24 protein-coding genes are annotated in these 23,999 nt (G+C 59.8%); 8 read left to right on the forward strand and 16 right to left on the reverse strand.

What is annotated here, in order from left to right; all coding sequences use genetic code 11:
* The 14 genes from PHT20_RS11540 to PHT20_RS11605 form a co-directional block, all read right to left on the reverse strand.
* Positions 1-326 (reverse strand): polysaccharide deacetylase family protein (locus PHT20_RS11540; protein WP_301020659.1); only part of this gene is annotated, 326 nt, incomplete at its 3' end.
* A 31-nt stretch (positions 327-357) separates the two neighbouring features.
* Entirely contained in the window at positions 358-1,299 is a 942-nt protein-coding gene (locus PHT20_RS11545) for a YncE family protein (protein ID WP_301020660.1), read from the reverse strand.
* A 123-nt stretch (positions 1,300-1,422) separates the two neighbouring features.
* A complete protein-coding gene (locus tag PHT20_RS11550) occupies positions 1,423-2,184 on the reverse strand; it encodes a 16S rRNA pseudouridine(516) synthase (RefSeq protein ID WP_301020623.1) in 762 nt (253 codons plus the stop codon).
* Positions 2,185-2,222: 38 nt separating this feature from the next.
* On the reverse strand, positions 2,223-3,407 hold the full coding sequence (locus tag PHT20_RS11555; protein WP_301020624.1) for an acetate/propionate family kinase: 1,185 nt from the start codon (positions 3,405-3,407) through the stop codon (positions 2,223-2,225).
* Between the two features lie 9 nt (positions 3,408-3,416).
* Positions 3,417-4,838: a bifunctional enoyl-CoA hydratase/phosphate acetyltransferase gene (locus PHT20_RS11560; protein WP_301020625.1), complete on the reverse strand. Its 1,422-nt coding sequence runs from the start codon at positions 4,836-4,838 to the stop codon at positions 3,417-3,419.
* Positions 4,839-4,882: 44 nt separating this feature from the next.
* On the reverse strand, positions 4,883-5,299 hold the full coding sequence (locus tag PHT20_RS11565) for a hypothetical protein (RefSeq protein ID WP_301020626.1): 417 nt from the start codon (positions 5,297-5,299) through the stop codon (positions 4,883-4,885).
* Positions 5,286-7,100, reverse strand: a complete 1,815-nt coding sequence (locus PHT20_RS11570) for a poly-beta-hydroxybutyrate polymerase N-terminal domain-containing protein (protein WP_301020627.1) — start codon at positions 7,098-7,100, stop codon at positions 5,286-5,288. Before PHT20_RS11570 ends, PHT20_RS11565 begins: the two co-directional genes overlap by 14 nt.
* 90 nt (positions 7,101-7,190) lie before the next feature.
* Positions 7,191-8,144: an AEC family transporter gene (locus PHT20_RS11575; RefSeq protein ID WP_301020628.1), complete on the reverse strand. Its 954-nt coding sequence runs from the start codon at positions 8,142-8,144 to the stop codon at positions 7,191-7,193.
* Positions 8,145-8,301: 157 nt separating this feature from the next.
* Entirely contained in the window at positions 8,302-8,445 is a 144-nt protein-coding gene (locus PHT20_RS11580) for a DUF3149 domain-containing protein (RefSeq protein WP_301020629.1), read from the reverse strand.
* A 142-nt stretch (positions 8,446-8,587) separates the two neighbouring features.
* Complete coding sequence (locus PHT20_RS11585) at positions 8,588-9,151, reverse strand: DUF3299 domain-containing protein (protein WP_301020630.1); 564 nt, start codon at positions 9,149-9,151, stop codon at positions 8,588-8,590.
* 34 nt (positions 9,152-9,185) lie between these two features.
* Positions 9,186-9,434 (reverse strand): hypothetical protein, encoded by a 249-nt coding sequence (locus tag PHT20_RS11590; protein ID WP_301020631.1) that lies wholly within the window; start codon positions 9,432-9,434, stop codon positions 9,186-9,188.
* Positions 9,435-9,451: 17 nt separating this feature from the next.
* Positions 9,452-10,654 carry an FtsX-like permease family protein gene (locus PHT20_RS11595; protein ID WP_301020632.1) on the reverse strand — a complete coding sequence of 401 codons (1,203 nt, stop codon included), beginning with the start codon at positions 10,652-10,654 and terminating at the stop codon, positions 9,452-9,454.
* A gap of 100 nt (positions 10,655-10,754) precedes the next feature.
* Positions 10,755-11,423 (reverse strand): ATP-binding cassette domain-containing protein, encoded by a 669-nt coding sequence (locus PHT20_RS11600; RefSeq protein ID WP_301020633.1) that lies wholly within the window; start codon positions 11,421-11,423, stop codon positions 10,755-10,757.
* Entirely contained in the window at positions 11,420-11,998 is a 579-nt protein-coding gene (locus tag PHT20_RS11605; RefSeq protein WP_301020634.1) for a Fur family transcriptional regulator, read from the reverse strand. Before PHT20_RS11605 ends, PHT20_RS11600 begins: the two co-directional genes overlap by 4 nt.
* A gap of 118 nt (positions 11,999-12,116) precedes the next feature.
* Here PHT20_RS11605 and PHT20_RS11610 point away from each other — a divergent pair, with 118 nt between their 5' ends.
* Genes PHT20_RS11610 through PHT20_RS11625 form a run of 4 tightly spaced genes read left to right on the forward strand, consistent with a single transcriptional unit; the run spans position 12,117 to position 14,915 of the window.
* Positions 12,117-12,353: a hypothetical protein gene (locus PHT20_RS11610; RefSeq protein ID WP_301020635.1), complete on the forward strand. Its 237-nt coding sequence runs from the start codon at positions 12,117-12,119 to the stop codon at positions 12,351-12,353.
* Positions 12,347-13,084, forward strand: a complete 738-nt coding sequence (locus PHT20_RS11615) for a metal ABC transporter ATP-binding protein (RefSeq protein WP_301020661.1) — start codon at positions 12,347-12,349, stop codon at positions 13,082-13,084. Before PHT20_RS11610 ends, PHT20_RS11615 begins: the two co-directional genes overlap by 7 nt.
* Positions 13,081-13,977 carry a metal ABC transporter permease gene (locus tag PHT20_RS11620; RefSeq protein ID WP_301020636.1) on the forward strand — a complete coding sequence of 299 codons (897 nt, stop codon included), beginning with the start codon at positions 13,081-13,083 and terminating at the stop codon, positions 13,975-13,977. Before PHT20_RS11615 ends, PHT20_RS11620 begins: the two co-directional genes overlap by 4 nt.
* 26 nt (positions 13,978-14,003) lie before the next feature.
* On the forward strand, positions 14,004-14,915 hold the full coding sequence (locus tag PHT20_RS11625; protein ID WP_301020637.1) for a zinc ABC transporter substrate-binding protein: 912 nt from the start codon (positions 14,004-14,006) through the stop codon (positions 14,913-14,915).
* Positions 14,916-14,986: 71 nt separating this feature from the next.
* On the opposite strand, the gene PHT20_RS11630 is transcribed toward PHT20_RS11625, so the two are convergent.
* The gene (locus PHT20_RS11630; RefSeq protein WP_301020638.1) at positions 14,987-15,847 is read right to left on the reverse strand and encodes an HDOD domain-containing protein; all 861 of its coding nucleotides are present in this window, start codon (positions 15,845-15,847) and stop codon (positions 14,987-14,989) included.
* Between the two features lie 195 nt (positions 15,848-16,042).
* Between PHT20_RS11630 and PHT20_RS11635 the strand changes: the two genes are divergently transcribed.
* Entirely contained in the window at positions 16,043-18,250 is a 2,208-nt protein-coding gene (locus tag PHT20_RS11635) for a DUF3141 domain-containing protein (RefSeq protein WP_301020639.1), read from the forward strand.
* 57 nt (positions 18,251-18,307) lie between these two features.
* Here the strand turns inward: PHT20_RS11635 and msrA are convergent, their stop codons facing one another.
* Positions 18,308-18,850, reverse strand: coding sequence for a peptide-methionine (S)-S-oxide reductase MsrA (gene msrA / locus PHT20_RS11640; protein ID WP_301020640.1), 543 nt, complete (start codon positions 18,848-18,850; stop codon positions 18,308-18,310).
* 147 nt (positions 18,851-18,997) lie between these two features.
* On the opposite strand from msrA, the gene PHT20_RS11645 reads away from it, so the two are divergent.
* Genes PHT20_RS11645 through PHT20_RS11655 form a run of 3 tightly spaced genes read left to right on the forward strand, consistent with a single transcriptional unit; the run spans position 18,998 to position 23,991 of the window.
* Entirely contained in the window at positions 18,998-19,696 is a 699-nt protein-coding gene (locus tag PHT20_RS11645) for a TetR/AcrR family transcriptional regulator (RefSeq protein ID WP_301020641.1), read from the forward strand.
* On the forward strand, positions 19,693-20,829 hold the full coding sequence (locus tag PHT20_RS11650; protein WP_301020642.1) for an efflux RND transporter periplasmic adaptor subunit: 1,137 nt from the start codon (positions 19,693-19,695) through the stop codon (positions 20,827-20,829). The genes PHT20_RS11645 and PHT20_RS11650 overlap by 4 nt, the downstream gene beginning before the upstream one ends.
* Entirely contained in the window at positions 20,830-23,991 is a 3,162-nt protein-coding gene (locus tag PHT20_RS11655; RefSeq protein WP_301020643.1) for an efflux RND transporter permease subunit, read from the forward strand.
* The last annotated feature ends 8 nt before the right edge of the window (positions 23,992-23,999 follow it).

Consider the following 23,999-nt stretch of genomic DNA (forward strand, 5'->3'; position numbering starts at 1 on the left):
AGCGTGTGGCTGGCAAATTCATGCCCTTCCGCTGCACGCGCCTTCCACCAGGGTGCCCACTGCTCACCCAGGCTGCCGTCACCGGTTTGGGTGCGCTCATTGGCGGCAAAAAAAGTCACCCGCACCGACTGGCGGCGCAAGATGTTGGCCATCAGCGGCGCCACAGCCATGTGGCCGGTATCGAGCGTGAGGTAGACCGGCTTTTTACAGTCATTTTGTGCTCTAGCGCTTATGGAATAAGCGCAAGCAGCTATTGAAATCAATGCAATCGTCAAGGCTTTCAAGGTGCCCCTTTCACTTGCCAAAAACCTGTTTTCGGCTGACATGGCTGCGGCTGCGGTGACCATGGGGCGGCAGTTACTGGCGCGCAGCATGCTCTAGCGTCCACACCCCATGGGGGGATTTACCCACATTCACCTGGCGCACCACGGCCTTGGCCTGGGTGTCGATCACCGTGAGCTTTTTGGCCCAGCGCGAGGCCACGTAAATGTAGCGTCCGTCAGGCGACACGTCCATGCAATCCGGGCCGCTGGGCGCGGGGTAGCTCTCGACCACACTCATGGTTTTGTAATCAATCTTGCTGATGGTGTTGGCCACCCGGTTGCTCACAAACACATGGCGCTGATCGCCCACACCCCGAAAAGCATGCGCACCCGCACCGGTTTTGAGCAACTGAACCAGTTTGGGGGCGGCACCTGACACATCGTAAATTTCGACACCTTCGCCACCGGTCAAGCCGACAAGCAAAAATTTGTCGTCTGGCGTGCCAAACACATCGGCCGGCAGGGTGCCCGTGGGGTGGCGCCACTTCAGGGTTTGGCTGGCCAGGTCAATGGCGGCCAGCTCGTTGCTGTCTTGCACCGACACATAAGCGGTGCGGCTGCGGCTGTCAATCCAGACATGGCTGGGCGTTTTGCTGGTGGGCAAACGCTTGGCCAGCTTCAGGTTGCTGCCGTCCCAGTGGTAAATGTCCACATGGTTGAGCCGGTTGGCCACCGTCACAAACCACTTCATGTCAGGTGAAAACCTGAGCTGATAGGGGTCCAAAATGCCCGTCACGGTGCGCTGCACGGCGGCTGTTTTGGGATCGACAAACAGCAGTGAGTCGCTCAAGGCGTTGGCAATGATGAGCGACTTCTCGTCTGGCGTGAGATACAGGTGGTGAGGCTCTTTGCCCGTGGGAATGCGCTTAAGCTCGGTCCAGGTCACCGGGTCGACCACGCTGACATTGGCATCGAGTGAATTGAGCACAAACACCGGCGGCGCCGCGAGCGCGTGAGATACCCCAGCAAAGGCCATGAAAAAAACCCAAAAACCAAGCAATAAACGCACGTTGAACCTTGAAAAAAGAAAAGCATCGAGGTGATGCATGAATGTGCAAGCAGCCGCAAAGTTTAGCTGTGGCTCGACTTCTATTGAACCTCACTTCAGCCCAGGGGGTGCAGCCTGAATCAAAGCCAAATCTTCAGCCGTCAACCAGCGCCACTGGCCAGGTTTCAAATCTTCGGGCAGCACCAAGCCGCCAATTTGCGAACGGTGCAAACCCTCGACACGGTTGCTTACAGCAGCCAGCATGCGCTTGACCTGGTGGTATTTGCCCTCGGTCAGCGTCAGGCGCAGGTGGTGGTCGCTGACCGCTTCACATGCGGCCGCACGCACCGGCTTGGGGTCGTCATCCAGCACCACGCCGGCCAGCAACTGGCTGACTTGTGCGTGGGTCAGCGGGTGTTTGACCGTGACCTCATACACCTTGGGCACGTGGTGGCGGGGCGAGCTCATGCGGTGGATGAACTTGCCGTCATCGGTCAGCAGCAGCAGGCCGGTGGTGTCTTGATCGAGCCGGCCAATGGCTTGCACGCCTTGCACCGCGCCCTTTTGCGGCCGCTGGCGCAATGGCGCTGGCAGCAGGGTGTAGATGCTGGGGTAGGTGGAGGGCTTTTGCGAACACTCGGTGCCAGCGGGCTTGTGCAGCATCAGGTAGGCGCGCTCAGCATACGGCCAATCCACCCCCTGCACTTGGAAGCGCAGCCCAACCGCATCAAATTCAGTAGCTGCTTGCGCACATTTGACGGGCGCTAGAGGGCTATTTGACTCATAAACCTGCACAAAACCCTGCTGAATCAGCCCGGCGCACACGCGGCGCGTGCCAAAGCCTTGAGAGTAAAGAATGTCTTGAAGTTGCATGGGGTGAGTATCGCAAAGGCTGCCCACCCGGGCTGGCTTTAAGCGGCCAACAGCGCAGCGGCTTCGCGAGCGGCCACCACACCTTCGTCGGTGGGCACCACCCAGACTTCGATCTGGCTGTGGGGCGCATGGATGGCCATGACGGTGTCTCCAATGGCGCGGGCATTGAGCGCGGGGTCGATGACCAGCCCCAGCCAGGCCAGGCGCTGACCCAGCTCAAGGCGCAAAGCCACGTCGTGCTCGCCAATGCCGCCGCTGAAAGCCAGTACGTCCAAGCCCTGCAAACAGGCTACCAGCGCACCGCTTTCGCGCTGCACCCGGTAGGTGAACATGTCCACCGCCAGTTTGGCCGGTGCACTGGGGTCCGCCCGCAAGCGGCGCATGTCGGCCGTTGTGCCCGACACGCCCAGCAAACCGCTTTGCTTGTAAAGCAGCTTTTGCAGTTGCGCGTGATCCCAACCCTGCTCTAACAAAAAGAGCAGCACCCCGGCGTCAAGCGAGCCGGTGCGGGTACCCATCATCAACCCATCCAGGGCGGAAAAACCCATGGTGGTGGCGCAGCTTTGGCCGTTGCGCGCGGCGCACAGGCTGGCACCGTTGCCCAAATGTGCCATCAGCACCCGACCCCGGGCACGCGCACTGCTAGAGAGCAGAACGCCCATGACATATTGGTAAGACAGGCCGTGAAAGCCGTAGCGGCGCAAGCCCATGCCGTACAGCGCCTCGGGCAGCGCAAAGCGGTAGTCCACCTCCGGCAGGGTGGCGTGAAAAGCAGTGTCAAAGCAGGCCACTTGGGGCAACTCTGGAAAGGCCTGGGCAAAGGCGCGCACCCCTTCCAGGTTGTGCGGCTGGTGCAACGGTGCCAAAGAATTGAGCCGGGTCAAATCGGCCAACACCGCGGGGCTGACGACCACGCTGGCGCGGTACTGCGCGCCGCCATGCACCACCCGGTGCGCCACAGCTTGCAGCGCAGGCAGCCCAGGCAAGCTGGCCAACAGGGCGCGCAATTCAAGCAGGGCTTTGGCAAACACATGGTCTGCCCCCAAGCTGAGCGATTTGGTGGCGTGACTGCCCTGGAAATTCCAGCTCATTTGCGGTGCACCACCGGGCTCCAACCCTTCGATGTTGCCGCTCAGCAGCTGTGGCTGCACCTGCCCGGCAGCCAAAGGGTAAAGAGAAAACTTGAGCGTGGACGAACCCGCGTTGACAGACAAGATGGCCATGTGCGCCCCTTACCAGACCGGGCGCGGTTGATCACGGCGCGCGTTGTGCGCCACCAGCAAAGCCAGCAACGCAGAGGCCACGCGGTTGGAAGGCCCATCTGCCCGGCTGGTCAGGGCAATCGGCACGCGCGCGCCCAGCACAATGCCCGAGCCACTGGCACCGGCCAAATACTCAAGCTGTTTGGCCAACATGTTGCCGCTTTCCAGGTCAGGCACAGCCATGATGTCGGCATGGCCAGCCACCACCGAGTCAATGTGTTTGATGTGCGCGGCGTGCATGGAAATGGCGTTATCAAAGGCCAGTGGGCCGTCCAGCACGCCACCAGTGATTTGGCCACGGTCTGCCATTTTGCAAAGAGCCGCAGCGTCCAGGGTAGACGGAATGCTGGGGTTGACCATTTCAACGGCCGACAAAATGGCCACTTTGGGCGTGACCACCCCCATGATGCGGGCGAAGTCAATGGCGTTTTGAATGATGTCAACCTTTTCTTGCAAGGTGGGGCGAATGTTGAGCGCCGCGTCGGTGATCAACAAAGGCTTGTGGTACAGCGGTATGTCAAAGCGAAACACGTGCGACATGCGCCGACCGGTGCGCAGCACAGGCTTGGACAGCACCGCGTGGATCAGCTCGTCGGTGTGCAAGCTGCCTTTCATCAAAATTTCAACATCGCGGCAGGCGGCCATGTCAGCGGCTTTTTCGGCTGCGGCATGGCTGTGGGGCTGGTCAATGATCTCAACCCCGGTCAGGTCAATGCCCGCCTCTTGTGCCACGTGCATGATGCGCACCGCGGGCCCCACCAACACCGGAATGATCAGCCCATACCGCGCCGCGTCCATGGCGCCGCTGAGCGAGCCTTCATCGCATGGGTGCACGACTGCGCAGCGCACAGCCTCAAGCTTTTGCCCCATGGCCAGCAAATCGCGAAAGCGCGCTTGTGGGTCAAACACCTGAATTTGCGGCGCATCTACCCGCGGCAAGCGCACTTTCTTCACGGGTGCCAAGACCTTGGCCACACCGCTCAAGACGCGATCACCGTGCTGGTTTTGCACATCGCAATCAAGCTCTAGGCTGTGCTGGCTGGCGTCCATGGCAGTGACGGTGACGGTGACCGTGAGGGTGTCGCCCACCCGCACGGGTTTCACAAAATGCAGCACCTGGTTTTGGTAAATGGTGCCTGGCCCGGGAAACTGGGTGCCCAGCAGGGCTGAAATCAGGGCGCCGCTCCACATGCCGTGGGCAATGACGCCATGAAACAGGGTGTCGTTGGCGTAGGCAGGGTCCAAGTGGGCGGGATTGGTGTCGCCAGACACGGCGGCAAAGGCAGAAATGTCTTGCAGCGTCAAGGTGCGCAGCAAGCGGGCGCTTTGACCCAGCGTGATTTCTGGGAAAGTAAAGTTTTCAATCAGGTCGCTGTCGGTAGGCAGGTTCATCATGTTCTAAAAAGTGAAGAGAAAAAATGGGCAGCCACAACGGCTTACGGTTGATCGGTATGGGTGCAGCTCAGGTCAAAAAAATCATCCAGACCCAAACCATCGGCACCCGGCTTGAAGCCGTGGCTGAGCAAATGTTGCTCGGCTTGGCACATGGCTTGGTGCGTCACAACCCAGCCGTTGTCGGTCAGGCTGGTGGTTTCAAGGTGGTAGCGCAGCAACAGCAAGCCGCGCAGTTCCTGGCGCTGAAAGGCTTGCCGGCGCTCTGAGGTGACTCTGGGGGCGGTCGTGGCGCGGCGCTCTTGCGCCGGGGCGGGCTCGGGCAGCTTGGTCATCACGGCTTCTACCGCGGCGCGGTCATCCAAGGCCACATCTAAGGCCATGGCCAGGCGGGCAATGCGGGCGTTGAGCGCCTGCAACGATTCACCCAGGCGCTGGGTGGTTTCATCAGTCATCTGCATATCGAACCTCTATGTATTGGCCAGGCGCATCACACACCACGCGGCTGGCATCTATGGGAGAAGCTGGCACGGGTGTGCCAGAGCGGGCTTTGAGCCAATCGTGCATGGCAGGCCACCAGGAGCCTTGCACCAGCGGGGCATGAGCCAGCCATTCATCTGGATCAACCCAGCCATGACCTTGCGGCAAATGGTCTATTTGGTAACTGCGCCGGGGGTGGCCGGGCTCCGACACAATGCCTGCGTTGTGCCCGCCTGCGGCCAAGATGAAAGTGGTCTCGTTTTGCGTGTGCAAGTGAATTTTGAACACCGAGCGCCAGGGCGACACATGGTCGCGCAGCGTGCCCACCACCAGCAGCGGCGCGGCCATGTCCACCAGCGCCACGCCCTGCCCGCCCAGACGGTAATGCCCTTGCGCCAGCGCGTTGTTCAAAAACAGCGAAGACAAATACTCGTTGTGCATGCGCTCGGGCAGGCGGGTGACATCGGCATTCCAGCTCATCATGTCGTTGCCCACATCGTCTTCACCCATCAAGTAACGGCGGATGTGGCGTGACCAGATCAAATCTCGGGCGTTTAAAAATTGAAAACTGCCAGCCATTTGGCTGCCGCTCATGAAGCCAGTGCGTGCCATGGCGGCGCGCAAGGTGTTGAGCTGGTCGTCGTCAATGAACACTCCCAGCTCACCAGGCTCCTGAAAATCAGTTTGTGCGGCCAGCAGCGTCACGCTAGCCAACTCAGGCATGCTGTCCCAGCCGGCCACGTCGTCCTGGCGGCGATGCTGCTGATCGCTTTGGCGGCCGCGCCGTTTTGGCACGGCACTTTTGGCCTGGCAGCGCCCTAAAGCCGCCGCCACAATGGCTAAAAATGTGCCCCCCAGGCAGTAACCCAGGGCATGAATACGCGGTGCTTGCGTCAGCGCCTTGACCTCGCCCATGGCGGTCATGACACCGGTTTCCAGGTAGTCTTGCATGCCCAAATGGCGGTCTGAAGCGTCTGGGTTGCGCCATGAAATCATGAACACCGTGTGCCCCTGCCCCACCAAATAGCGCACCATGGAGTTTTTGGGTGACAAGTCCAAAATGTAAAACTTCATGATGTTGGAGGGCACGATCAGCAGCGGCTCTGGCCACACGGTGGGCGTGCTGGGGGTGTATTGAATCAACTCAATCAAATGGTTGCGAAACACCACTTTGCCGGGCGTCACTGCCACATCTTTGCCCACCTGATAGGGCAAGGGGTTGAGGTGAGCCGCACCGGCCTGGCGGCTGGTTGGCTGCGTGAGCACATCGTGCCAAAACTGCTGCGCCCCTTTGAACCAGCTTTGCCCGAAGGTGGCCAAGCCTTTTTCAAGCACTTGCGGGTTGGTCAACAAGCCGTTTGAGGGCGACACGGCATCCAGCGCCTGACGGTTGAAAAACGACACCACATGCCGATGGTGTGCCGACAAGCCCTGCACCTGGGTGGCCGCACGCAACCAGTCCTCACTGGCTTTGAAGCTTTGGCGCAGTTGGTTAAAAGGCCATTGCTGCCAGGCCGGGTCAGCAAAGCGCGCATCTGCGTCAAGCGCGGTTGACTTGGCTGCAGGGTCAGGGCTTGCAGCGTTGACCCACTGTTGCATCAATTGCAGTTGCCGCCCGGGCGACACTGCCAGGTGCATCAACCAGTCTGAGTAAGCCAGCGCCAAAGAAATAGGCGACAAACCCATGCTGAATTTGGACAACTGGGCTTGCACGGCGGCATCTAGCGCAGTTGCTGCATCGGCGCTTGAAGGGGTTGGAGGGAGAGGTGCAGACGCATTCATATGGATTGACCTTTTTGAGAGACGAACCATCACTGGCGTCGAATTTTAGGGTAAACCCTGATTTTTAAATTGACTTGAATCAATGCGCCACTACACCAGTACCCTCGCAACCACTCCCATCACCAGCGTGATGGTGAGCAAGCCCAACACCGTCGACACCGCCATGCTGGCCGTGATCAGCTCTTGCGCCACCTCGTAGCGCTGGGCAAATAAAAACACATTGGCGCCCATGGGCAAGGCGGCGGTGACCACCATCACACTCAGCGGCATGGTGGGCATGCCCATGGCCAGCCCCAAGGCAGCCACCAACAGCGGCAACGCCAAGTTTTTCAGCAGGCTGATACCCAGCGCACTTTTCAGATGCGGCCCCACGTTCACTTGAGACAAGGTCACCCCCACCAGCAGCAAAGCCACCGGCGCAACGGCATTACCGAGCAACAGCAGGGGTTTTGCCACCACTTCAGGCAACACCCACCCCGTTTGGGCAAACAGCAATCCCAACAGAATAGGCAGAGGCACCGGGTGGATGATGCCGCTTTTGACCGCCGCCAGCACCGTCAGCGCCATGTGGCGTTGCCCGCCCACACCTTGCAAGCGATCTTGGCGTGCGCTGATCATCTCCAGCACCACCGTGGCCAGCGTCAGCAACACCAGGGCATGCACCGAGATCAGGGTAAACAGCGTCACCAGCCCCGGTTGGCCGTAGGCCAGGCCAATCAGCGGGATGCCAATCATCACCGTGTTGCTGAAGGTGGCGCCCAGCGCCAACACAGCGGCACGCTGGTTACGCCCTTGCCAGCTCAACACCGCAGCAAACAGCAACAGCGCCGCTACAAAATACAGCGCCACGGGTTTGAAGTTGAGCTGCTCAACGTGCACCGTGCTCATGGTGCGAAACAGCAGCGCTGGCGTGAGCACCATAAAAACCAAGTTTGAGAGATCTTTAATGGCTTCAGCCCTTATCCAACCTGCTCTACCAGCTACTGAACCAATAGCAACCAGCAACACCACGGGCAGCAGGGATGTAAAAACCAGATTTGTCATGGGCGCAGCATCAAGGTAGAAATGCTGCAAGGATAACCGTGGGGATGAACGAGGCGCGATGCCCGCGTGGGGTTGCGGGGCACCTTAGTTTTGACAAGTGAGCAGCCGAATGACGTATGACGGCTGCCAAAAACTGGGGCGTATGCCCCTAAAAATCTTACTGACCCGCGTTTTTGGCGCTCTCAGCCATTTTGGACTTCACCGCCACATAGGCCCAACCCATGCCAACAACCATCATGATGATGCCCACGATGCTCATGACGCCGTAATCGGTAGAAAAAAGGTCTTGCAGTGCTTTCATGATGAGATTCCTTGTAAGTGATAAAGCCAATAAAAAAACTGGCTGAACTATGCAACGCCACGGCACGCATAAAGCTGATAAATATCAAATTTTTTCAAAATAATTCAGCAAAGCGTGATGCACGATGGAACCTTAAAGCCACTTACTTGACCACCACCGCACCTTTGATACGGTAATAAAGGCCATAGGGGTCATCCGCCATGACAGAAAACTTGCCCTCTACCGCCACCGGCTCCAGCGTGTATTTGACGGTGTCTTTGCTGTAAACCTCAACCATGCTCTCGGGCCCACCGGGCGTGCAAAAAGCGCAGGTTAAGGGCACTGAGGTCAGCAAAAAATGCTTTTGTTTTTCACCCGGCTCCAGCGGCATCATGAAGCCTTGGATGCGCTGGGTTTTGTCATTGAGCGCCAGTTGCTCTGGGTTGTAGCGCGGTCTTGGACCCTTGGGACCGTCACGCAGTTTGACATCGGTCAACAGCGTCCAGGGAAGCACATCGGCGCGTTGCGGCAGTGGTGCAAAAGGGCTGTTGGGGCTGTGCACGCCTGGGCCGCTGCCAGCGGCCAGCCCACCAGCAATGGGCGAGCTTAACTGGGCCAGGCTTGGCAGCGGCAGCACTGCAACACACACCACCGCGGACAAACCAAAAGCCATTGCGCCACGGCCAAGACGCGGTGCAAGCTGGGTGAAAACAGACAAAAGTGACATAGGTTGCAGTTGAGAGTTCAAGAAATTCGTTATGTTAATGCTGGTGCTTCATGCCGCAAAACTTGCCAATGGCAACACCCTTGCATTCCAGCTGCAATTGTTTCTCGCAGACCTCATCAGCTTTGCCTGCCTCCAGGCACTTGGCGGCGTTTTCATGCGCCACGGCCATGACCCGGTGACGGGCAATGTCCTCTTTGGCAGCCTGATCAAGCTCCGCCGCATGTGCTACTGAAAAAATAGCTACTGATGCAATACCTATAAGGGTTAGAGTCCAATTCTTCATATGAATTTTCATAGCAATCACTTTCCTTGTAAAAGAGCCAACACACTCACACGATACGCCGCCAGCGTCGGCAAAATAGCCGCCACCAGCGACACCCCCAGTGCCACAGCGGGCACCACCCAAAGCTCAGTTGGCCAGGCCATGCCGCCGATGAGCAACGAGTTGTCCAGTTGCAGCAACCAGGCCAAACCAGCTGCCATGCCCTGCCCGGCCAGCACGCCCAGCACAGCCGCCAATGCACCCAGCCACAGGGCTTCGAGCAACAACAGTGCGGCCACTTTGCGCGGCGGCGCGCCCAACATGCGCAACAGCGCCAAGTCACCCCGGCGCTCGCGCACCGCACTCCACAGCGCAATGAACACGCTCAAGCCCGCTGTGAGCAGCAGCACCCCAGCAAAGGCGCGCAACACATCGGTGCCCAGACCCAGCATGCTCAGTAGCCGGGTGATTTCCAGGGCTGGGGCGGCGGCCTGCATCTCGGTGCTGGTGTTCACAAAACGCGGAAAACTCACCGCCGCCAAGGGCGAGGTGTAGGTGATCAAGGCCATGGTGAGCTCGCGTTCGTCCATCATGATCTGGCGATCTTCGTCGTCCACGGCGGTGTAGTCTTCATGCACCTTCCAGACCGAGGCGGTGTCGGTCAAGATCAAGCGGTCAAGCACGCTGCCACTGGGCGCGAGGATGCCCACCACGGTGTAGGTGCTGTCACCGTGCACATGCCCGCCTTCGCCCAGGCCATGTGTGCCAACAAAGGTCTGCCCCAAGGCCAGCCCCAGTTTGCGCGCCACGGTAGCCCCCAGCACCACCTGCATTGGCTGCGTCCACAGCTGCCCCTGCGCCAGCTTGGCCTGGTAATGGCTGATGTAGTAGTGCGAGGTGCCCACAATGCGAAAGCTGCGCAAACTGTCGCCCAGGCTGATCGGAATCAGTTGAGCCACCATCGGGTGCTTTTGAAGTGCTTGTACAGCTTTCAGGGGCACGTTGCCCGGGGGCACATCAATGTGGAACACGCCCGACAAAATCAGCTGCATCGGGCTACCCTTGGCGCCCACCACCACGTCAATGCCTTGCAGGTCGCGCTCAAAGGCTTTGTTGAGTTGGTTGGAGACCAGCAGCAAGAAGGTGATGGAGGCCAGCCCCAGGCTGAGCAGCAGCAGGTTCAGTGCCGCACCCAAAGGGCGCGACCAGAGGTAGGTCCAGGCCAGCGAGATCGTCTTCATGAAGTGTGCCTAACGTGTTTATTTTGATAGCTACTCACGCAATATCCATAAGGTCTAGAGGCCTATTTTGCTTAAAAAAATTCGCAAGCCGGGTGGCGTGTCAAGCGGGCACTGGCTGGGTTGGGCGCACAAAGTTGACCTGCTGCACCACCAGCCCCGCCGGCATGAGCGCGGCCACCCGCGCGTCATGGGTGGCAATCACCAGCGTGGCTTGGTGTTGCTGCGCGGTGGCCAGCAGCAGCTGTACGGCGTCAGTGGCGGCCTCGTCGTCCAGGCTGGCAGTGGGCTCGTCGGCCAGAATGACTTGGGGCTTGAGCAGCACAGCGCGCGCCAAGGCCACCCGCTGGGCTTGGCCACCCGAGAGTTGTGCGGGTTTGCGCTGCGCAAGCTCGGTCACGCCCAGCGCTGACAACGCTTGGGCAATGGCGGATGCATCTTGCGCCCGGCCTGCCGCCCACTGCGCGGCTTGCAGGTTTTGCGCCACGGTCAATGCAGCACTCAAATGCAATTTTTGCGGTAAAAAGCCGATAGCGCCCGCCCGCCATGCGTCAGAAGCTACTGAATTCAGAGCATTCAAATCTTGTCCAGCCACCACCAGCTGACCTGCCGCTGGCCGCACCAACCCAGCCACCAGCGCCAACCAAGTGGATTTGCCGCAGCCCGAAGCACCTTTGAGCAACAGCACCGCGCCTTGCGGCACATCCACATCCGGGAAGTGAATCGTGGCGCTGTGGGGGTAGGCAAACGTGAGGGCGTGGGTGCGGATCATGCGGATGCCTTTGATGTGCGGCGTGGGGCAGTCGTGTTTGCTGGCGCCTGTGCGAGTGCTGCATTTGCCTCAGGTGACACCGCTGAGGCACAGTCTGCACACACGCCGCGCACGGCCAAATCCAGGCTCAGCCCCTGGTAGCCCAACGCTTGCAGGGCTTGCAAGGCGCTTTGCGCAGCTACTTCCAGATCCAGTGCATTGCCTTGCAGCGTGCCCAGCAGCGGACTGTCGCGGTGGCAGCTTTGGCACTCAAAGTGCGGCAGCGCGTGCACGCTGGCGGGCATGGCCTGGTAGCGGCGCACGCGCTGCGCGTCCACCCGGCACAGCAGCAAGCCCACTTGCGTCAGGCGGTCAATCAGGCGGTAAAGGGTGACACGGTCAAGTGCCGCACCTTCAGCGCCCGCCACATCACCGGCTTGCAGCGCGGTTTGCAACTGGGCATGGGTGTAACTGGTGTCAGGGTGCGCCAGCAGCCAGCCCAGCACAAGCCGCGCCGCCGACGTGCAACGCAGTCCGTGAGCGGACAACAAGACATCCATCGGGTCAGATGATTTGGCGCGGGTTGGGGTGGGCATGGTGGTTTAACAAAACAAAAAATCAGGTGGCACAACTGTTATTGCAACTGAGTTGCGATAAACTATACCGCAATTCAGTTGCATTATTGCACCAACATCCCCCTTTCCACACATTTCCATGACCCCATCCACACCGGCCGCGCCAGCGCCTTCAAACGCCATGCAAGCGCACACTGCACACCGCCATGCGCCTGATCACCCCGCTTTTTTGACCACCCCGCATCATGACAACGCAGACCTTGGCCGCAGCGTGCTGGCTTGGCCCGCCTGGCTGCGGGTGGCCAGCGTGCTGCCCGTGGTGCTGGTGCTGTGGTTGGCGGTGTGGTGGGCAAATGGTGGAGTTGCGCTGTGGTAGCGGTGGACAACCTGACGGTCAGCTACCGCCAACACCCTGCCCTGCACCACATCAGCGGCCAGTTTGTGGCTGGCGCGCTGACCGCCGTGATGGGGCCCAATGGCTCGGGCAAAAGCACACTGCTCAAAAGCATCATGGGGCTGCTCAAGCCCGCCGGGGGGCAGGTGCGCACTGACACACCCCGCGCACGCATCGCTTACTTGCCGCAAATGACCGAGATCGACCGCAGTTTTCCGCTGCAAGTGCGCGACTGCGTGCTGCTGGGTGCCTGGGGCAGCGTGGGCGTCATGGGGGGCATCAGCCGCAGCCTGCAAGCCCGTGCCGATGCCGCCATCCACACCGTGGGGCTGGCGGGCTTTGAGCGCCGGGCGGTGGGGTCGCTCTCGAGCGGGCAATTTCAGCGCGTGCTGTTTGCCCGCCTGCTGCTGCAAGACGCGCAACTGATCTTGCTCGACGAGCCGTTTAACGCCATGGATGCGCGCACCACTGCTGCATTGCTGGACTTGATTCACCAATGGAAGGCCGAAGGCCGCACCGTGATTGCCGTGCTGCATGACGACGCGCAAGTACATGCCCACTTTGACCAAACCGTGCTGCTGGCACGTGAGCTGGTGGCCTGGGGGCCGACCGCACAAGTGTTGACAGAACCGAATGTGCAGCGCGCCCGTGCCCTGGCCGAGGCTTGGGACGACACGGCTGACATTTGCCACAACGACGAGGTGCTGGCATGACCGAACTGTGGCAGTTTGCATGGGATGCGTTGGTGGCCCCCTTTGCCGAATTCGCTTTCATGCGCCGCGCGCTGGTGGCCACGCTGGCGCTGGCCGTCAGTGCCGCGCCACTGGGGGTGTTTTTGACGCTGCGGCGCATGAGTCTGCTGGGCGATGCGCTGACCCATGCGGTGCTGCCCGGGGTGGCAGTGGGCTTCATGCTGTTTGGTTTGTCGCTGCCAGCCATGGCGCTTGGCGGGGTGGTGGCAGGGTTGCTGGTGGCGGCGGTTGCGGGCGTGGTCAGCCGCGCCACGGCACTCAAAGAAGATGCCAGCCTGGCCGCCATGTACTTGCTGGCACTGGCCGTGGGTGTGATGCTGATCTCGCGCCAGGGTAGCCAGCTGGATTTGCTGCACATCTTGTTTGGCAGCGCACTCGGGGTGGATGAGCCCGGTTTGCTGTTGGTGGCTGGGGTGGCCAGCGTCAGCCTGCTGACACTGGCTGCTTTTTACCGAGGCTTTGTGCTGGAAAGCTTTGACCCTTTGTTTTTGGCGGCCGCTTCCGCCTCCAAGGGCAGCCGCCCGTGGGTGTGGCAGCAACTGTTTTTGATGCTGGTGGTCGTGAACTTGGTGGCGGGGTTTCAAACCCTGGGCACGTTGATGGCGGTCGGCTTGATGATGCTGCCCGCGGTTTCCGCCCGGCTGTGGCATGAAAGCTTGCCCGCACAACTGCTCAACGCCAGCGCGCAAGCGGCTATCGCTGGCGTGGCCGGCCTGCTGATTTCGTACCACCAAGACACTCCGAGCGGTCCGACCATCATTGGCTGCGCCGGTGTGCTGTATGTGCTTTCGCTGCTGGTATCGCCCGGTGGCTGGTTGCCGCAACTCTTGAAACGCCCCCACCGGGTGGCTTAGTTTTTTAACTCCAAAAAAGGAAACGCATGAAACGCAACACCCTCAAACTGTTTGCTTTGTCTGCACTGACTGCCGGTGGCTGGTTCACAACCCAAGCCAACGCGGCCGAGCCCATGCCCGTGGTGGCCTCGTTCAGCATTTTGGGCGACCTGGTGAAAGTGGTGGGCGGCGAGCGGGTCAAGGTCACCCTGCTTGCCGGGCCGAATGCCGATGCACACGAATTTGCCCCCAGCCCAGCGGATGCCAAAACCGTGCTGGGTGCGCGCGCCTTTGTGGTCAATGGCCTGAGCTTTGAACCCTGGGCACAAAAGCTGGCCAAATCAGCGGGCTACCAGGGTGAGACCGTGGTGGCTTCCAAGGGCGTGAAGCCGCGCCAGATGGCGACCGAACCCGGCCATGGCCACGCTGAAACCGACCCCCATGCCTGGCAAAACCCGCTCAACGTGGTGCAGTACGTAGCCAACATTGCTGCCGGTCTGGCCAAAGCCGACCCCAGCGGTGCCGCCACTTACCAAGCCAATGCAGCAGCGTATGCCAAGCAGCTTCAAGACTTTGACGCCCAAGCCAAAGCCCAGTTGGATGCGATTGCGCCGACCCAGCGCAAAGTCATTACCTCACACGACGCGTTTGGCTACCTAGCAGCGCGTTACGGCATCACCATGCTGGCCCCAGAGGGCGTGAACACCGACAGCGAGCCTAGCGCCAAACATGTGGCTGAACTCATCCGCCAGATCAAACGCGAAAAGATCAAAGCGGTGTTTGTGGAGAACATGAGCAACCCGAAACTCATCACGCAACTCAGCCAAGACGCGGGTGTGAGCGTGGGTGCCACACTGTATTCAGACGCGCTGTCAGCACCCGGTGGCGTGGCCGACACTTACCTCAAAATGATGCACCACAATGTGACGCAATTGGCAGCTGGTATGCGCAAAAACTAAGCATATTTGCTCTGTTTATAAGAGCAACTTACGCTTATTCCATAAGCGCTAGAGGCATAAAAAGCTTACAACTATTCAAACATCGCCTCCAACCCTTCAGTGAGCTCCAGCAGCGGTGGCATCAAGCTCGACTCGTCTTGCGGCAGGTGGTTGGCCAGCACCCCCGTCCAGCCAGAATCCAAGTGCAAGCGGTGCCCTACCGCCACCGGGTAAGTGGCGGCTTGCAGCTCTGGGTTCAAGCCCAGCACCTCGCAGCGGGCACGCCAAGCGCCCATGTGCACCCAAGCCGCAGCTTCAGAAAATTCGGGTGCAGCCAATGGGTCTGCCACATGCGCCAAGGCATCGGTCAAGGCTTGCGGAAAATGCCATAGCCGTGCCAGCTCGGCCGACACCTGGGTGAAGTCAAAGCCAAAGTGTTGCTGCTCAAGCGCGGGGCGGGTGGCATCGAGCACATGGCATTGCTGGTTCAACGGTGCCACCGCTTGCGGCATGACCGCGTGCATTTGAAGTTGGCCTAGGCCGTGCATCAGTCCCAGCGTGAACACCAGGTCGGAGTTGAAATCGGCCCGGTGCGCCAACCAGCGCGCCGAACACGCGGTGTAGAGGTTGTAGCGCCAAAACTGCTGCAAGTCGATGCCTTGGAGGTGCTTGTAAGCGGCGGCCATGCTGTTGCCCAGCACCAAATTGCGCACCATCACAAAACCCAGCATTTGCAAGGCAGCGTCAACCGTGCCAATGGTGCGCGAGACATGAAAATAAGCCGAATTGGCCAGCCGCAACAGCTTGGCACTGAGCGCTGGGTCGGCTGACAATTGGTTGGCAATCTCTCCCACCGACACGTCTTCAGAACTGAAACTGGCGATGAGTTGTTGACCCACTTTGGGGATGGTTGGCAATTTGCCAGGCTGGTCAATCAGGCTTTGGATGTCCATAAAAAAAACGCTTGGAGGCGGTAAAAAAGTACACGATTCATTATGTCAGCCGCCCTTTGGCAGCCGGCTGAAAACAACATGTTGCTTGCCTCAGATCAATGGGCAAGCCAATTTGTTGCAGCGCAACCCAAAAAACCAGAGTGACCGTTCTATCATGACCCTTCAGCACGAATCAACTCGCACCCAAAGCACTTTATGACCACCCCAAGCCCAGACTATTTCACCGACGCCGTGCAGCGCACTTTTTTGTTTTTGGACACCCTGCTGGATCGCGGCAACAACTACCTGGAGCACCTGAACCAAGGCACGCCGCCGCTGCTTAAATTTGAGCACGAGGTGATTTTGGACGGTGCCACCCTGCCCGACCCGTGCAATTACGCGCTGTTGCGGCTGGTGCCCCCGCCAGACTATGCCGTCAACCCTGCCGCTCGCCCGGTGGTGGTGGTTGACCCGCGTGCCGGGCATGGGCCGGGCATTGGCGGCTTCAAGCTGGACTCTGAGGTGGGTGTGGCCATGCGTGCCGGCCACACGGTGTACTTTGTCACTTTTCGCCCCGAGCCACACGACAGCCAAACGCTGTGGACGGTGATGCATGCCGAGGCCAGGTTTCTTGAAAAAGTGATTGAGCGGCACCCGCAAAGTCAGGCCAAGCCAGTGGTCATTGGCAACTGCCAGGCCGGCTGGGCCATGATGGCGCTCAACGCCAGCCGCCCGGAGCTGTTTGGCCCATTGATGATCATGGGCGCGCCAGTGTCTTACTGGGCTGGCAGCAGCAAACTCAACCCCATGCGCTACGCCGGAGCCACCCTGGGCGGCTCATGGTTGGCCTCTTTGACCGGTGACTTGGGTGCCAACCGCTTTGACGGGGTGAATTTGGTCGACAACTTTGAGCGCCTCAACCCGGCCAACACGCTCTGGAACAAGTACTACAACCTGTGGCGCCATGTCGACACCGAGGCCGAGCGGTTTTTGGAATTTGAGCGCTGGTGGGGCGGGTTTTTCCGCATGACCACGGCCGAGATTGAGGGCATTGTGGAAAACCTGTTTGTTGGCAACCGCCTGGCACGCGGTGCGGTGATGGCGGGCGAGCAAGCCATCAACCTGCGCCACATCACCGCGCCCGTGGTGGTGTTTGCCAGTTGGGGGGACAACATCACACCGCCGCCACAAGCGCTGAACTGGATCATTGACACCTGGGGCGACGAGCGTGCCATTGCCGCGGCCGGGCGCACCATTGTTTATGTGCTGCATGAAAGCGTGGGGCACTTGGGCATTTTTGTCGGTGGCGAGATTGCCCGCAAAGAGCATGACCAGCTGGTCACCTCGCTGGATGTGATCGAGAGCCTGCCACCCGGTCTGTATGAGATGAAGCTGGTGGCCAAAGCCGGCATTGACCACCAGCGCTGGGAAGAACTTGAACCCGGTGACTACAGCGTGCACTACGAGCACCGCACCATGGCCGACATTGCCGCGCTGAACCCCGAAGGCCGCGACGAGGAAGCGCTGTTTTCAACCCTCAGCCAGGTCTCTGAGCTCAACGCCCAGCTTTACAAAACCTGGCTGCGCCCCATGCTGCAACTGGCCGTGCCGCGCGCGCTGGCCGATGCCTTGGGCAAACAACACACCTTGCGCCTGCAGCGCCAGTTGATGTCTGACCAGCTGCCATGGGCGCCGCTGATTCGTAGCATGGCCGAGCAAGCGCGCACGCATCGGGTGCAGGTGGCAGACGACCACCCGTTGCGCGAGCTTGAGACAAAAGCTGCTGCTGGCATCAGCGCCGCACTCAACCAGTTCAGAGACCAGCGCGATGCATCGGTGGTGCAATGGACGCGGCTGGTGTTGGGTCCCCAGGGCTTGGGTGCGCTGTTCAAACCCGCCACGCCAGACGCCGAGGTAGCGCATGACTGGGCTTTGGGCGAGCTTGAAAAGCAGCGTGCGGCGGCGTTGCAACACATCACCGAAGGCGGTTTTGCCGAGGGCGTGTGCCGCATTGTGCTGGCGGGCATGGTGTCGATTGGTGCGTTTGAGCGGCGCAGTCTGCGCTTGGCACGCTTGCTGGCGCAATTGCCCAGCACCACAACGGGCGGCAAGGGGCAAATCAACTGGGCCAAACTGCTGAAACAGCAAGCCCGCATGACTGCCGTGGCACCGATTGAAGCACTCAATGCCCTGGAGCAACTGTTGCCAGACCAAACCAGCCGCGAACACGCACTGGCCGTGTCTGCCGCCGTGATGATGATCGAGCCCACCTTGGCCAATCCACGCTCTGAAATCATCGAGTTTTTGATGGGCACGCTGGGCGCAGACCCAGATCGGGTGATTGGGCTTGCGCGAGATCTGACTGCGTCACTCGACACACCTGTGGCCTCTGTCAAACCAGCCGCACCAAAACGCAAGGCTTGACGCGGTCGCAGTCAAACCAGTCAACCGCGCCGGTGCTTGCGAAAGTTCAATAGGCTGTTAGTCGCGCACCAAACGGGCAAAGGTTTGTCGAAATTTGGCCACTTTGGGGGCGGCCACGGCCATGCAGTAACCCTGATTGGGGTGCTGCTCAAAGTAATTCTGGTGGTAGGCCTCGGCCGCCCAGTAATTGCTCAGCGGCAGCACTTCAGTGACGATGGGGCGCGCATAGGCACGGCTTTGCGTGAGCTCTTCAATCAATGCGTTGGCCACCGCTTGTTGTGCTGGCGTGCTGAAGTAGATGCCGCTGCGGTACTGCGTGCCATGGTCATGCCCCTGGGCGTTGAGTGTGGTGGGGTCATGTATCACAAAGAAAATTTCCAAAATTTCACGGGTGCTGATGTGCCTGGGGTCATAGCTGAGCTTGACCACCTCGGCATGACCCGTGCTGCCACTGCACACTTGTTCGTAGCTGGGGTGAAACGTGTCGCCATTGCAGTAGCCAGACTCGACATCCAGCACACCTTTTGCGCGCACAAACACGGCTTCCGTGCACCAGAAGCAACCACCGCCGAGGGTCAGGGTTTCTAAATTTGGGTTCATCAGAGTTCTCCTTTTTGGGGGTCATTGGCGATCAACCCTGATGCTAGCGGGCAGAAATTGACCTTTTATCTGGATGGCTTTCAGGCTGGGGAAATTGACAAATTCAAGTGACAAAGTTAAATTACTAACCCATCAGTCATTAATTTCATGCCACTTTCTGCACCTGTCTCCCCCACATGCCTTGAAAGTCAAGCGCGCCACTCGCGCCGCAAAGACGCGCGCCCGTCAGAGCTGTTGGCCGCGGCGTTGGACTTGTTTGTGGAAAAAGGCTTTGCCGCCACCCGGGTGGACGACGTGGCCAAGCGCGCTGGCGTGTCCAAGGGCACGCTGTTTTTGTATTTCCCCAGCAAAGAAGAGCTGTTCAAAGCGGTGGTGCGTGAAAACATTTCTGGCCGGTTTGCCCAGTGGAACGACGAATTTGAGCGCTTTGAAGGCAGCACGCCTGACATGTTGCGCTACTGTTTGTTCAGCTGGTGGGAGCGCATTGGCTCGACCAAAGCCAGCGGTCTGCCCAAGCTGATGATGAGCGAGGCGCAAAATTTTCCTGAATTGGCGCAGTTTTATGAGCACGAAGTCATCCAACCCGGCAACACCTTGATTCAACGCATTTTGCAGCGTGGCATTGCGCGCCAAGAGTTTCGCCCCATGGATCTGACCTATGGCGTGGTGCTGGTGTTGGCGCCCATGCTGTTTCTAGCCATGTGGCAGCACTCACTGGGCAACGGCTGCGGTGGCGCTACCCAGCTTGACCCACACTTGTACCTGAACGCCCAGTTGGACATGCTGCTACACGGTTTTACCTTGACACCCGATCACCCCCACACGCCCCTGGAGACCCTGCCATGAAACCCTGGATGAAATGGGCCGCTGCTGGCCTGGTGCTGGCCTTGTTGGCCGCCGGCACACTGCGCACCCTCTCGGCACGCCAAGCCAAGCAAGCCGCGCTGGCGGCGCAACAGCTGGCGCAACAAACCCAAGTCAGCATCAGCCTGGACGCGGCCGATGTGGTGCAGGTGCGCAGCCTGCTGCTGAATCAAGTCATTGAGCTCTCAGGGCCGGTGCGGGCAGTCAATACCGCCTGGGTCAAAGCCAAAGTGCCCGGTGAGTTGCGCGACCTGGTCGTGCACGAAGGCGACGCGGTGCACGCCGGGCAAGTGCTGGCGCGCATCGACCCCACTGACTCACAAGCCCGGCTCAACCAAGCGCGCCAACAAGTCGCGGCCGCCAAAGCCCAGCAAGACATTGCCCAGCGCAGTTTTGACAACAACCGGGCACTGGTGGCACAGGGCTTCATTTCCAGCACTGCGCTGGAGTCGTCTCAAGCCACCCTGGCCGCAGCGCAAGCCAACCAGGCCGCCCTGCAAGCCAGTGCTGACCTGGCCACCAAAGCGCTTGACGACACCTTGCTGCGGGCATCCATCAGCGGCCAAATCTCGCAGCGGCTGGTGCAAAACGGCGAGCGCGTGGCCATCGACACCCGGGTGCTTGAACTTGTCAACAACCAGTCGCTGGAACTTGACGCCAGTGTGAACGCAGCTGATGCGGCTTGGGTCAAAGTGGGGCAAGACGCGCAACTGAGCGTGGAGGGCTCCACGCAGCCGTTTGCCGCCAAAGTGGCACGCCTCAACCCAAGCGCCAGCCTGGGCAGCCGGGCTCTGTTGGTTTACCTGGCCTTAGCGCCCAATACGCCACTGCGCCATGGCATGTTTGCCCAAGGCAAGCTGCATGTGGGCAGCACACAAGCCTTGGCCTTGCCGTTGACCGCAGTGCGCACCGACAAACCGCAACCCTATGTGCAGCTCATTGCCCAGGGCAAGGTCGTGCACACCCCAGTGGCTCTCGGCGTCCGTGGCGAATTTGAGGGGCAAACCATGGTGGCTGTATCGGACGTGGCAGAGGGCAGCCAGGTCATTGCCAGCCAAGTGGGCAGTTTGCGTGCGGGCACGCTGGTGCAAGTTGCCAGCACAGGAGTACGCTGAATGTGGTTCACCCGCGTCAGCCTCCACAACCCGGTGTTTGCCACCATGATCATGCTGGCTTTGGTGGTGCTGGGGCTGTTTTCCCTGCAGCGCCTGCAAGTTGACCAGTTTCCCAATATTGATTTTCCGGTGGTGGTGATCAGCACCGACTACCCCGGCGCCTCGCCCGAAATTGTGGAAAGCGAAGTCACCAAAAAAATCGAAGAGGGGGTCAATGCCATTGCCGGCATCAATGCCCTGACATCGCGCTCGTACGAGAACCAGTCTGTGGTGATCATTGAATTTGGCCTGCACATGGATGGCCGCAAAGCCGCCGACGATGTGCGTGAAAAAGTGGCAGCCATTCGCCCCACACTGCGCACCGAGGTCAAGGAGCCCCGGGTGATGCGCTTTGACCCCAGTAGCCGTGCCATCTGGTCAGCTGCCGTGTTGCCTGATGCCAGCACCGGCACCGCCCTGAATGCGGTGGAGCTGACCAACTATGCCGAGCAAACCCTGAAAAAGCGCCTGGAAAACGTGCGTGGCGTGGGCTCGGTGGCGCTGGTGGGTGGCAACAAGCGCGAGATCAACATCTACCTCAACCCCCAGGCGCTTGAGGCCTTTGGCATCACGCCCGAGCAAGTGGTGACCGCCGTGCGCAATGAAAATCAGGACTACCCGGTGGGCAGCATTCGCTCCAGCGCGCAAGACCGGGTGATCCAAATCGCGGCACGGGTGCAGCGCCCCGAAGACTTTGGCCGCATCATCGTGAGCCGCAAAAACGGCGCACCGGTGCGGGTCAACCAGCTTGCGCGGGTCAGCGATGGCGAGCAAGAAATTGAAAGTCTGGCGCTTTACAACGGCCAGCGCACGCTGCTCTTGAATGTGCAAAAGTCACAAGACGAAAACACCATTGCCGTGGTCGATGGCCTTAACGCGGCGCTGAAAGAGATTCAAAAACAATTGCCACCCGGGGTCAAGCTGACGCAAATCACTGACGGCTCCCGCCAAATCAGGGTCTCGGTGGCCAACGTGCGGCAAACCTTGATTGAAGGCGCGTTGCTCACTATATTGATAGTTTTTTTGTTTCTCAACTCCTGGCGCTCGACCGTCATCACGGGGCTGACGCTACCGATTGCGCTGATTGGCACATTTTTCTTCATGAACCTGTTGGGCTTCACCATCAACATGATCACCATGATGGCCTTGAGCCTGTGCGTAGGGCTGCTGATTGACGACGCCATTGTGGTGCGTGAAAACATTGTGCGGCATGTGCAAATGGGCAAAAGCGCTTTCAATGCCTCGCTCGACGGCACTGGCGAAATTGGCCTGGCTGTGCTGGCCACCACCCTGTCCATCGTGGCGGTGTTTTTGCCGATTGGCTTCATGGGCGGCATCATTGGCAAGTTTTTCCATGAGTTTGGCCTGACCATTGTGGCGGCGGTGCTGATCTCGATGTTTGTCAGCTTCACGCTCGACCCCATGTTGTCGAGCCTGTGGCACGACCCCAGCATTGAAGCCCATGGCCAGCACCATGCCCCGCGAAACTTTTATGACAAAACCATTGGCCGCGTCACCCGCTTGTTTGACCTGGGCACGGACGCACTGATCGACCTGTACCAAAGCATTTTGCGCTGGGCGCTGGGGCACAAGTTGAGCACGGTAGCGCTGGCCTTGGTCATTTTTGTCACCAGCCTGGGGCTGGTGCCACTGCTGGGCACCGAGTTTGTGCCCAAGTCTGATTTTTCTGAAACCAACCTCACCTTCAACACCCCGGTGGGCTCGTCGCTGGAGGTGACTGAAGCCCGGGCGCGCCAGGTGGAGGCCATCATTCGCTCGTTTCCTGAGGTCAACTACACCTTGACCACTCTCAACACCGGCAACGCGCAGGGCAAAATTTACGCCAATGTATACATCCGCCTGGTCGACCGCCAATTGCGCAGCCGCAATGTGGATGCCATGTCCACGGTGCTGCGCCAGCGCCTGCGGGCGGTGCCGGGCATCACCGTCACCCACGTCGGGTTGGTCGACCCAGTGGGTGGGCAAAAGCAAATTTCGTTTTCCATTCAAGGTGCGGACATGGGTGAACTGGCGCGCCTGAACCAGCTCGCCCACGACAAAATTCACCAAATCCCTGGGTTGGTTGACCTTGACTCCACCCTTAAACCCAACAAACCCACGCTGGATGTTCACATCAAAAACGACCTGGCCTCCGACCTGGGCTTGAGCGTGGCACAAATCGGCACCAGCCTGCGCACCCTGGTGGCTGGCCAAACCGTTGGCAACTGGCGTGCCCCGGATGACCAAACCTATGATGTCAACGTGCGCCTGGAGCCCAACGCCCGCAACCAAGCGCAAGACCTGGCCACCCTGCCCTTTACCGTGGGGCTGCAAGCTGATGGCAGTGCCCGTGTGGTGCGGCTCGACCAAGTGGCTGACATTGTTGAATCCAGTGGCAGCAACCAGATCAACCGGCGCGACCTCACGCGCGAAGTGGCCATCACCGCCAACGTGTCTGGCCGCTCGGCCGGTGAAGTGTCAGCCGATATCAAAACCGCCATGGACAGCATTGCCATGCCGCCGGGCTACAGCTACAAATTCAGTGGCTCGGTCAAGGACATGGCTGAAGCTTTTGCGTATGCCGTGTCTGCGCTGGCCATGGCGGTGATCTTTATTTACATGGTGCTGGCCAGCCAGTTCAAGAGCTTTTTGCAACCGCTGGCGCTCATGACCGCCCTGCCCCTGACGCTGATTGGCGTGGTGCTGGCGCTGATGATGTTCAACTCCACACTCTCCATGTTTTCCGTCATTGGCGTGGTGATGTTGATGGGGCTGGTGACCAAAAACGCTATTTTGTTGGTGGACTTTGCCATTCGCGCCCAGGCCGAAGGCATGCCGCGCCAAGAAGCCTTGTTACAAGCGGCGCGCGTGCGACTGCGCCCCATATTGATGACCACGCTGGCCATGATCTTTGGCATGGTGCCGTTGGCGTTTGCTTTGTCTGAAGGCTCTGAGATGCGTGCCCCCATGGGCCAGGCGGTCATTGGCGGGGTCATCACTTCATCGCTGTTGACGCTGGTGGTGGTGCCTGTGGTGTATTGCTTCATGGATGATCTGGCGCAATGGCTGGGCAAATTCTGGCGCAAACCCGCACCCGCAGCCCAATCTACCGAGCCGAGTTGAAGACCGTG

Source organism: Rhodoferax sp., assembly GCF_028715765.1.
Lineage (GTDB): Bacteria > Pseudomonadota > Gammaproteobacteria > Burkholderiales > Burkholderiaceae_C > Rhodoferax.

What these genes read in the sequence shown, in the direction of transcription:
- PHT20_RS11545 (WP_301020660.1), bottom strand. Translation starts at nt 1,299, where the DNA reads ATGGCCTTTGCTGGGGTATCTCACGCGCTCGCGGCGCCGCCGGTGTTT.
- PHT20_RS11550 (WP_301020623.1), bottom strand. Translation starts at nt 2,184, where the DNA reads ATGCAACTTCAAGACATTCTTTACTCTCAAGGCTTTGGCACGCGCCGC.
- PHT20_RS11555 (WP_301020624.1), bottom strand. Translation starts at nt 3,407, where the DNA reads ATGGCCATCTTGTCTGTCAACGCGGGTTCGTCCACGCTCAAGTTTTCT.
- PHT20_RS11560 (WP_301020625.1), bottom strand. Translation starts at nt 4,838, where the DNA reads ATGAACCTGCCTACCGACAGCGACCTGATTGAAAACTTTACTTTCCCA.
- PHT20_RS11565 (WP_301020626.1), bottom strand. Translation starts at nt 5,299, where the DNA reads ATGCAGATGACTGATGAAACCACCCAGCGCCTGGGTGAATCGTTGCAG.
- PHT20_RS11570 (WP_301020627.1), bottom strand. Translation starts at nt 7,100, where the DNA reads ATGAATGCGTCTGCACCTCTCCCTCCAACCCCTTCAAGCGCCGATGCA.
- PHT20_RS11575 (WP_301020628.1), bottom strand. Translation starts at nt 8,144, where the DNA reads ATGACAAATCTGGTTTTTACATCCCTGCTGCCCGTGGTGTTGCTGGTT.
- PHT20_RS11580 (WP_301020629.1), bottom strand. Translation starts at nt 8,445, where the DNA reads ATGAAAGCACTGCAAGACCTTTTTTCTACCGATTACGGCGTCATGAGC.
- PHT20_RS11585 (WP_301020630.1), bottom strand. Translation starts at nt 9,151, where the DNA reads ATGTCACTTTTGTCTGTTTTCACCCAGCTTGCACCGCGTCTTGGCCGT.
- PHT20_RS11590 (WP_301020631.1), bottom strand. Translation starts at nt 9,434, where the DNA reads ATGAAGAATTGGACTCTAACCCTTATAGGTATTGCATCAGTAGCTATT.
- PHT20_RS11595 (WP_301020632.1), bottom strand. Translation starts at nt 10,654, where the DNA reads ATGAAGACGATCTCGCTGGCCTGGACCTACCTCTGGTCGCGCCCTTTG.
- PHT20_RS11600 (WP_301020633.1), bottom strand. Translation starts at nt 11,423, where the DNA reads ATGATCCGCACCCACGCCCTCACGTTTGCCTACCCCCACAGCGCCACG.
- PHT20_RS11605 (WP_301020634.1), bottom strand. Translation starts at nt 11,998, where the DNA reads ATGCCCACCCCAACCCGCGCCAAATCATCTGACCCGATGGATGTCTTG.
- PHT20_RS11610 (WP_301020635.1), top strand. Translation starts at nt 12,117, where the DNA reads ATGACCCCATCCACACCGGCCGCGCCAGCGCCTTCAAACGCCATGCAA.
- PHT20_RS11620 (WP_301020636.1), top strand. Translation starts at nt 13,081, where the DNA reads ATGACCGAACTGTGGCAGTTTGCATGGGATGCGTTGGTGGCCCCCTTT.
- PHT20_RS11625 (WP_301020637.1), top strand. Translation starts at nt 14,004, where the DNA reads ATGAAACGCAACACCCTCAAACTGTTTGCTTTGTCTGCACTGACTGCC.
- PHT20_RS11630 (WP_301020638.1), bottom strand. Translation starts at nt 15,847, where the DNA reads ATGGACATCCAAAGCCTGATTGACCAGCCTGGCAAATTGCCAACCATC.
- PHT20_RS11635 (WP_301020639.1), top strand. Translation starts at nt 16,043, where the DNA reads ATGACCACCCCAAGCCCAGACTATTTCACCGACGCCGTGCAGCGCACT.
- msrA (WP_301020640.1), bottom strand. Translation starts at nt 18,850, where the DNA reads ATGAACCCAAATTTAGAAACCCTGACCCTCGGCGGTGGTTGCTTCTGG.
- PHT20_RS11645 (WP_301020641.1), top strand. Translation starts at nt 18,998, where the DNA reads ATGCCACTTTCTGCACCTGTCTCCCCCACATGCCTTGAAAGTCAAGCG.
- PHT20_RS11650 (WP_301020642.1), top strand. Translation starts at nt 19,693, where the DNA reads ATGAAACCCTGGATGAAATGGGCCGCTGCTGGCCTGGTGCTGGCCTTG.
- PHT20_RS11655 (WP_301020643.1), top strand. Translation starts at nt 20,830, where the DNA reads ATGTGGTTCACCCGCGTCAGCCTCCACAACCCGGTGTTTGCCACCATG.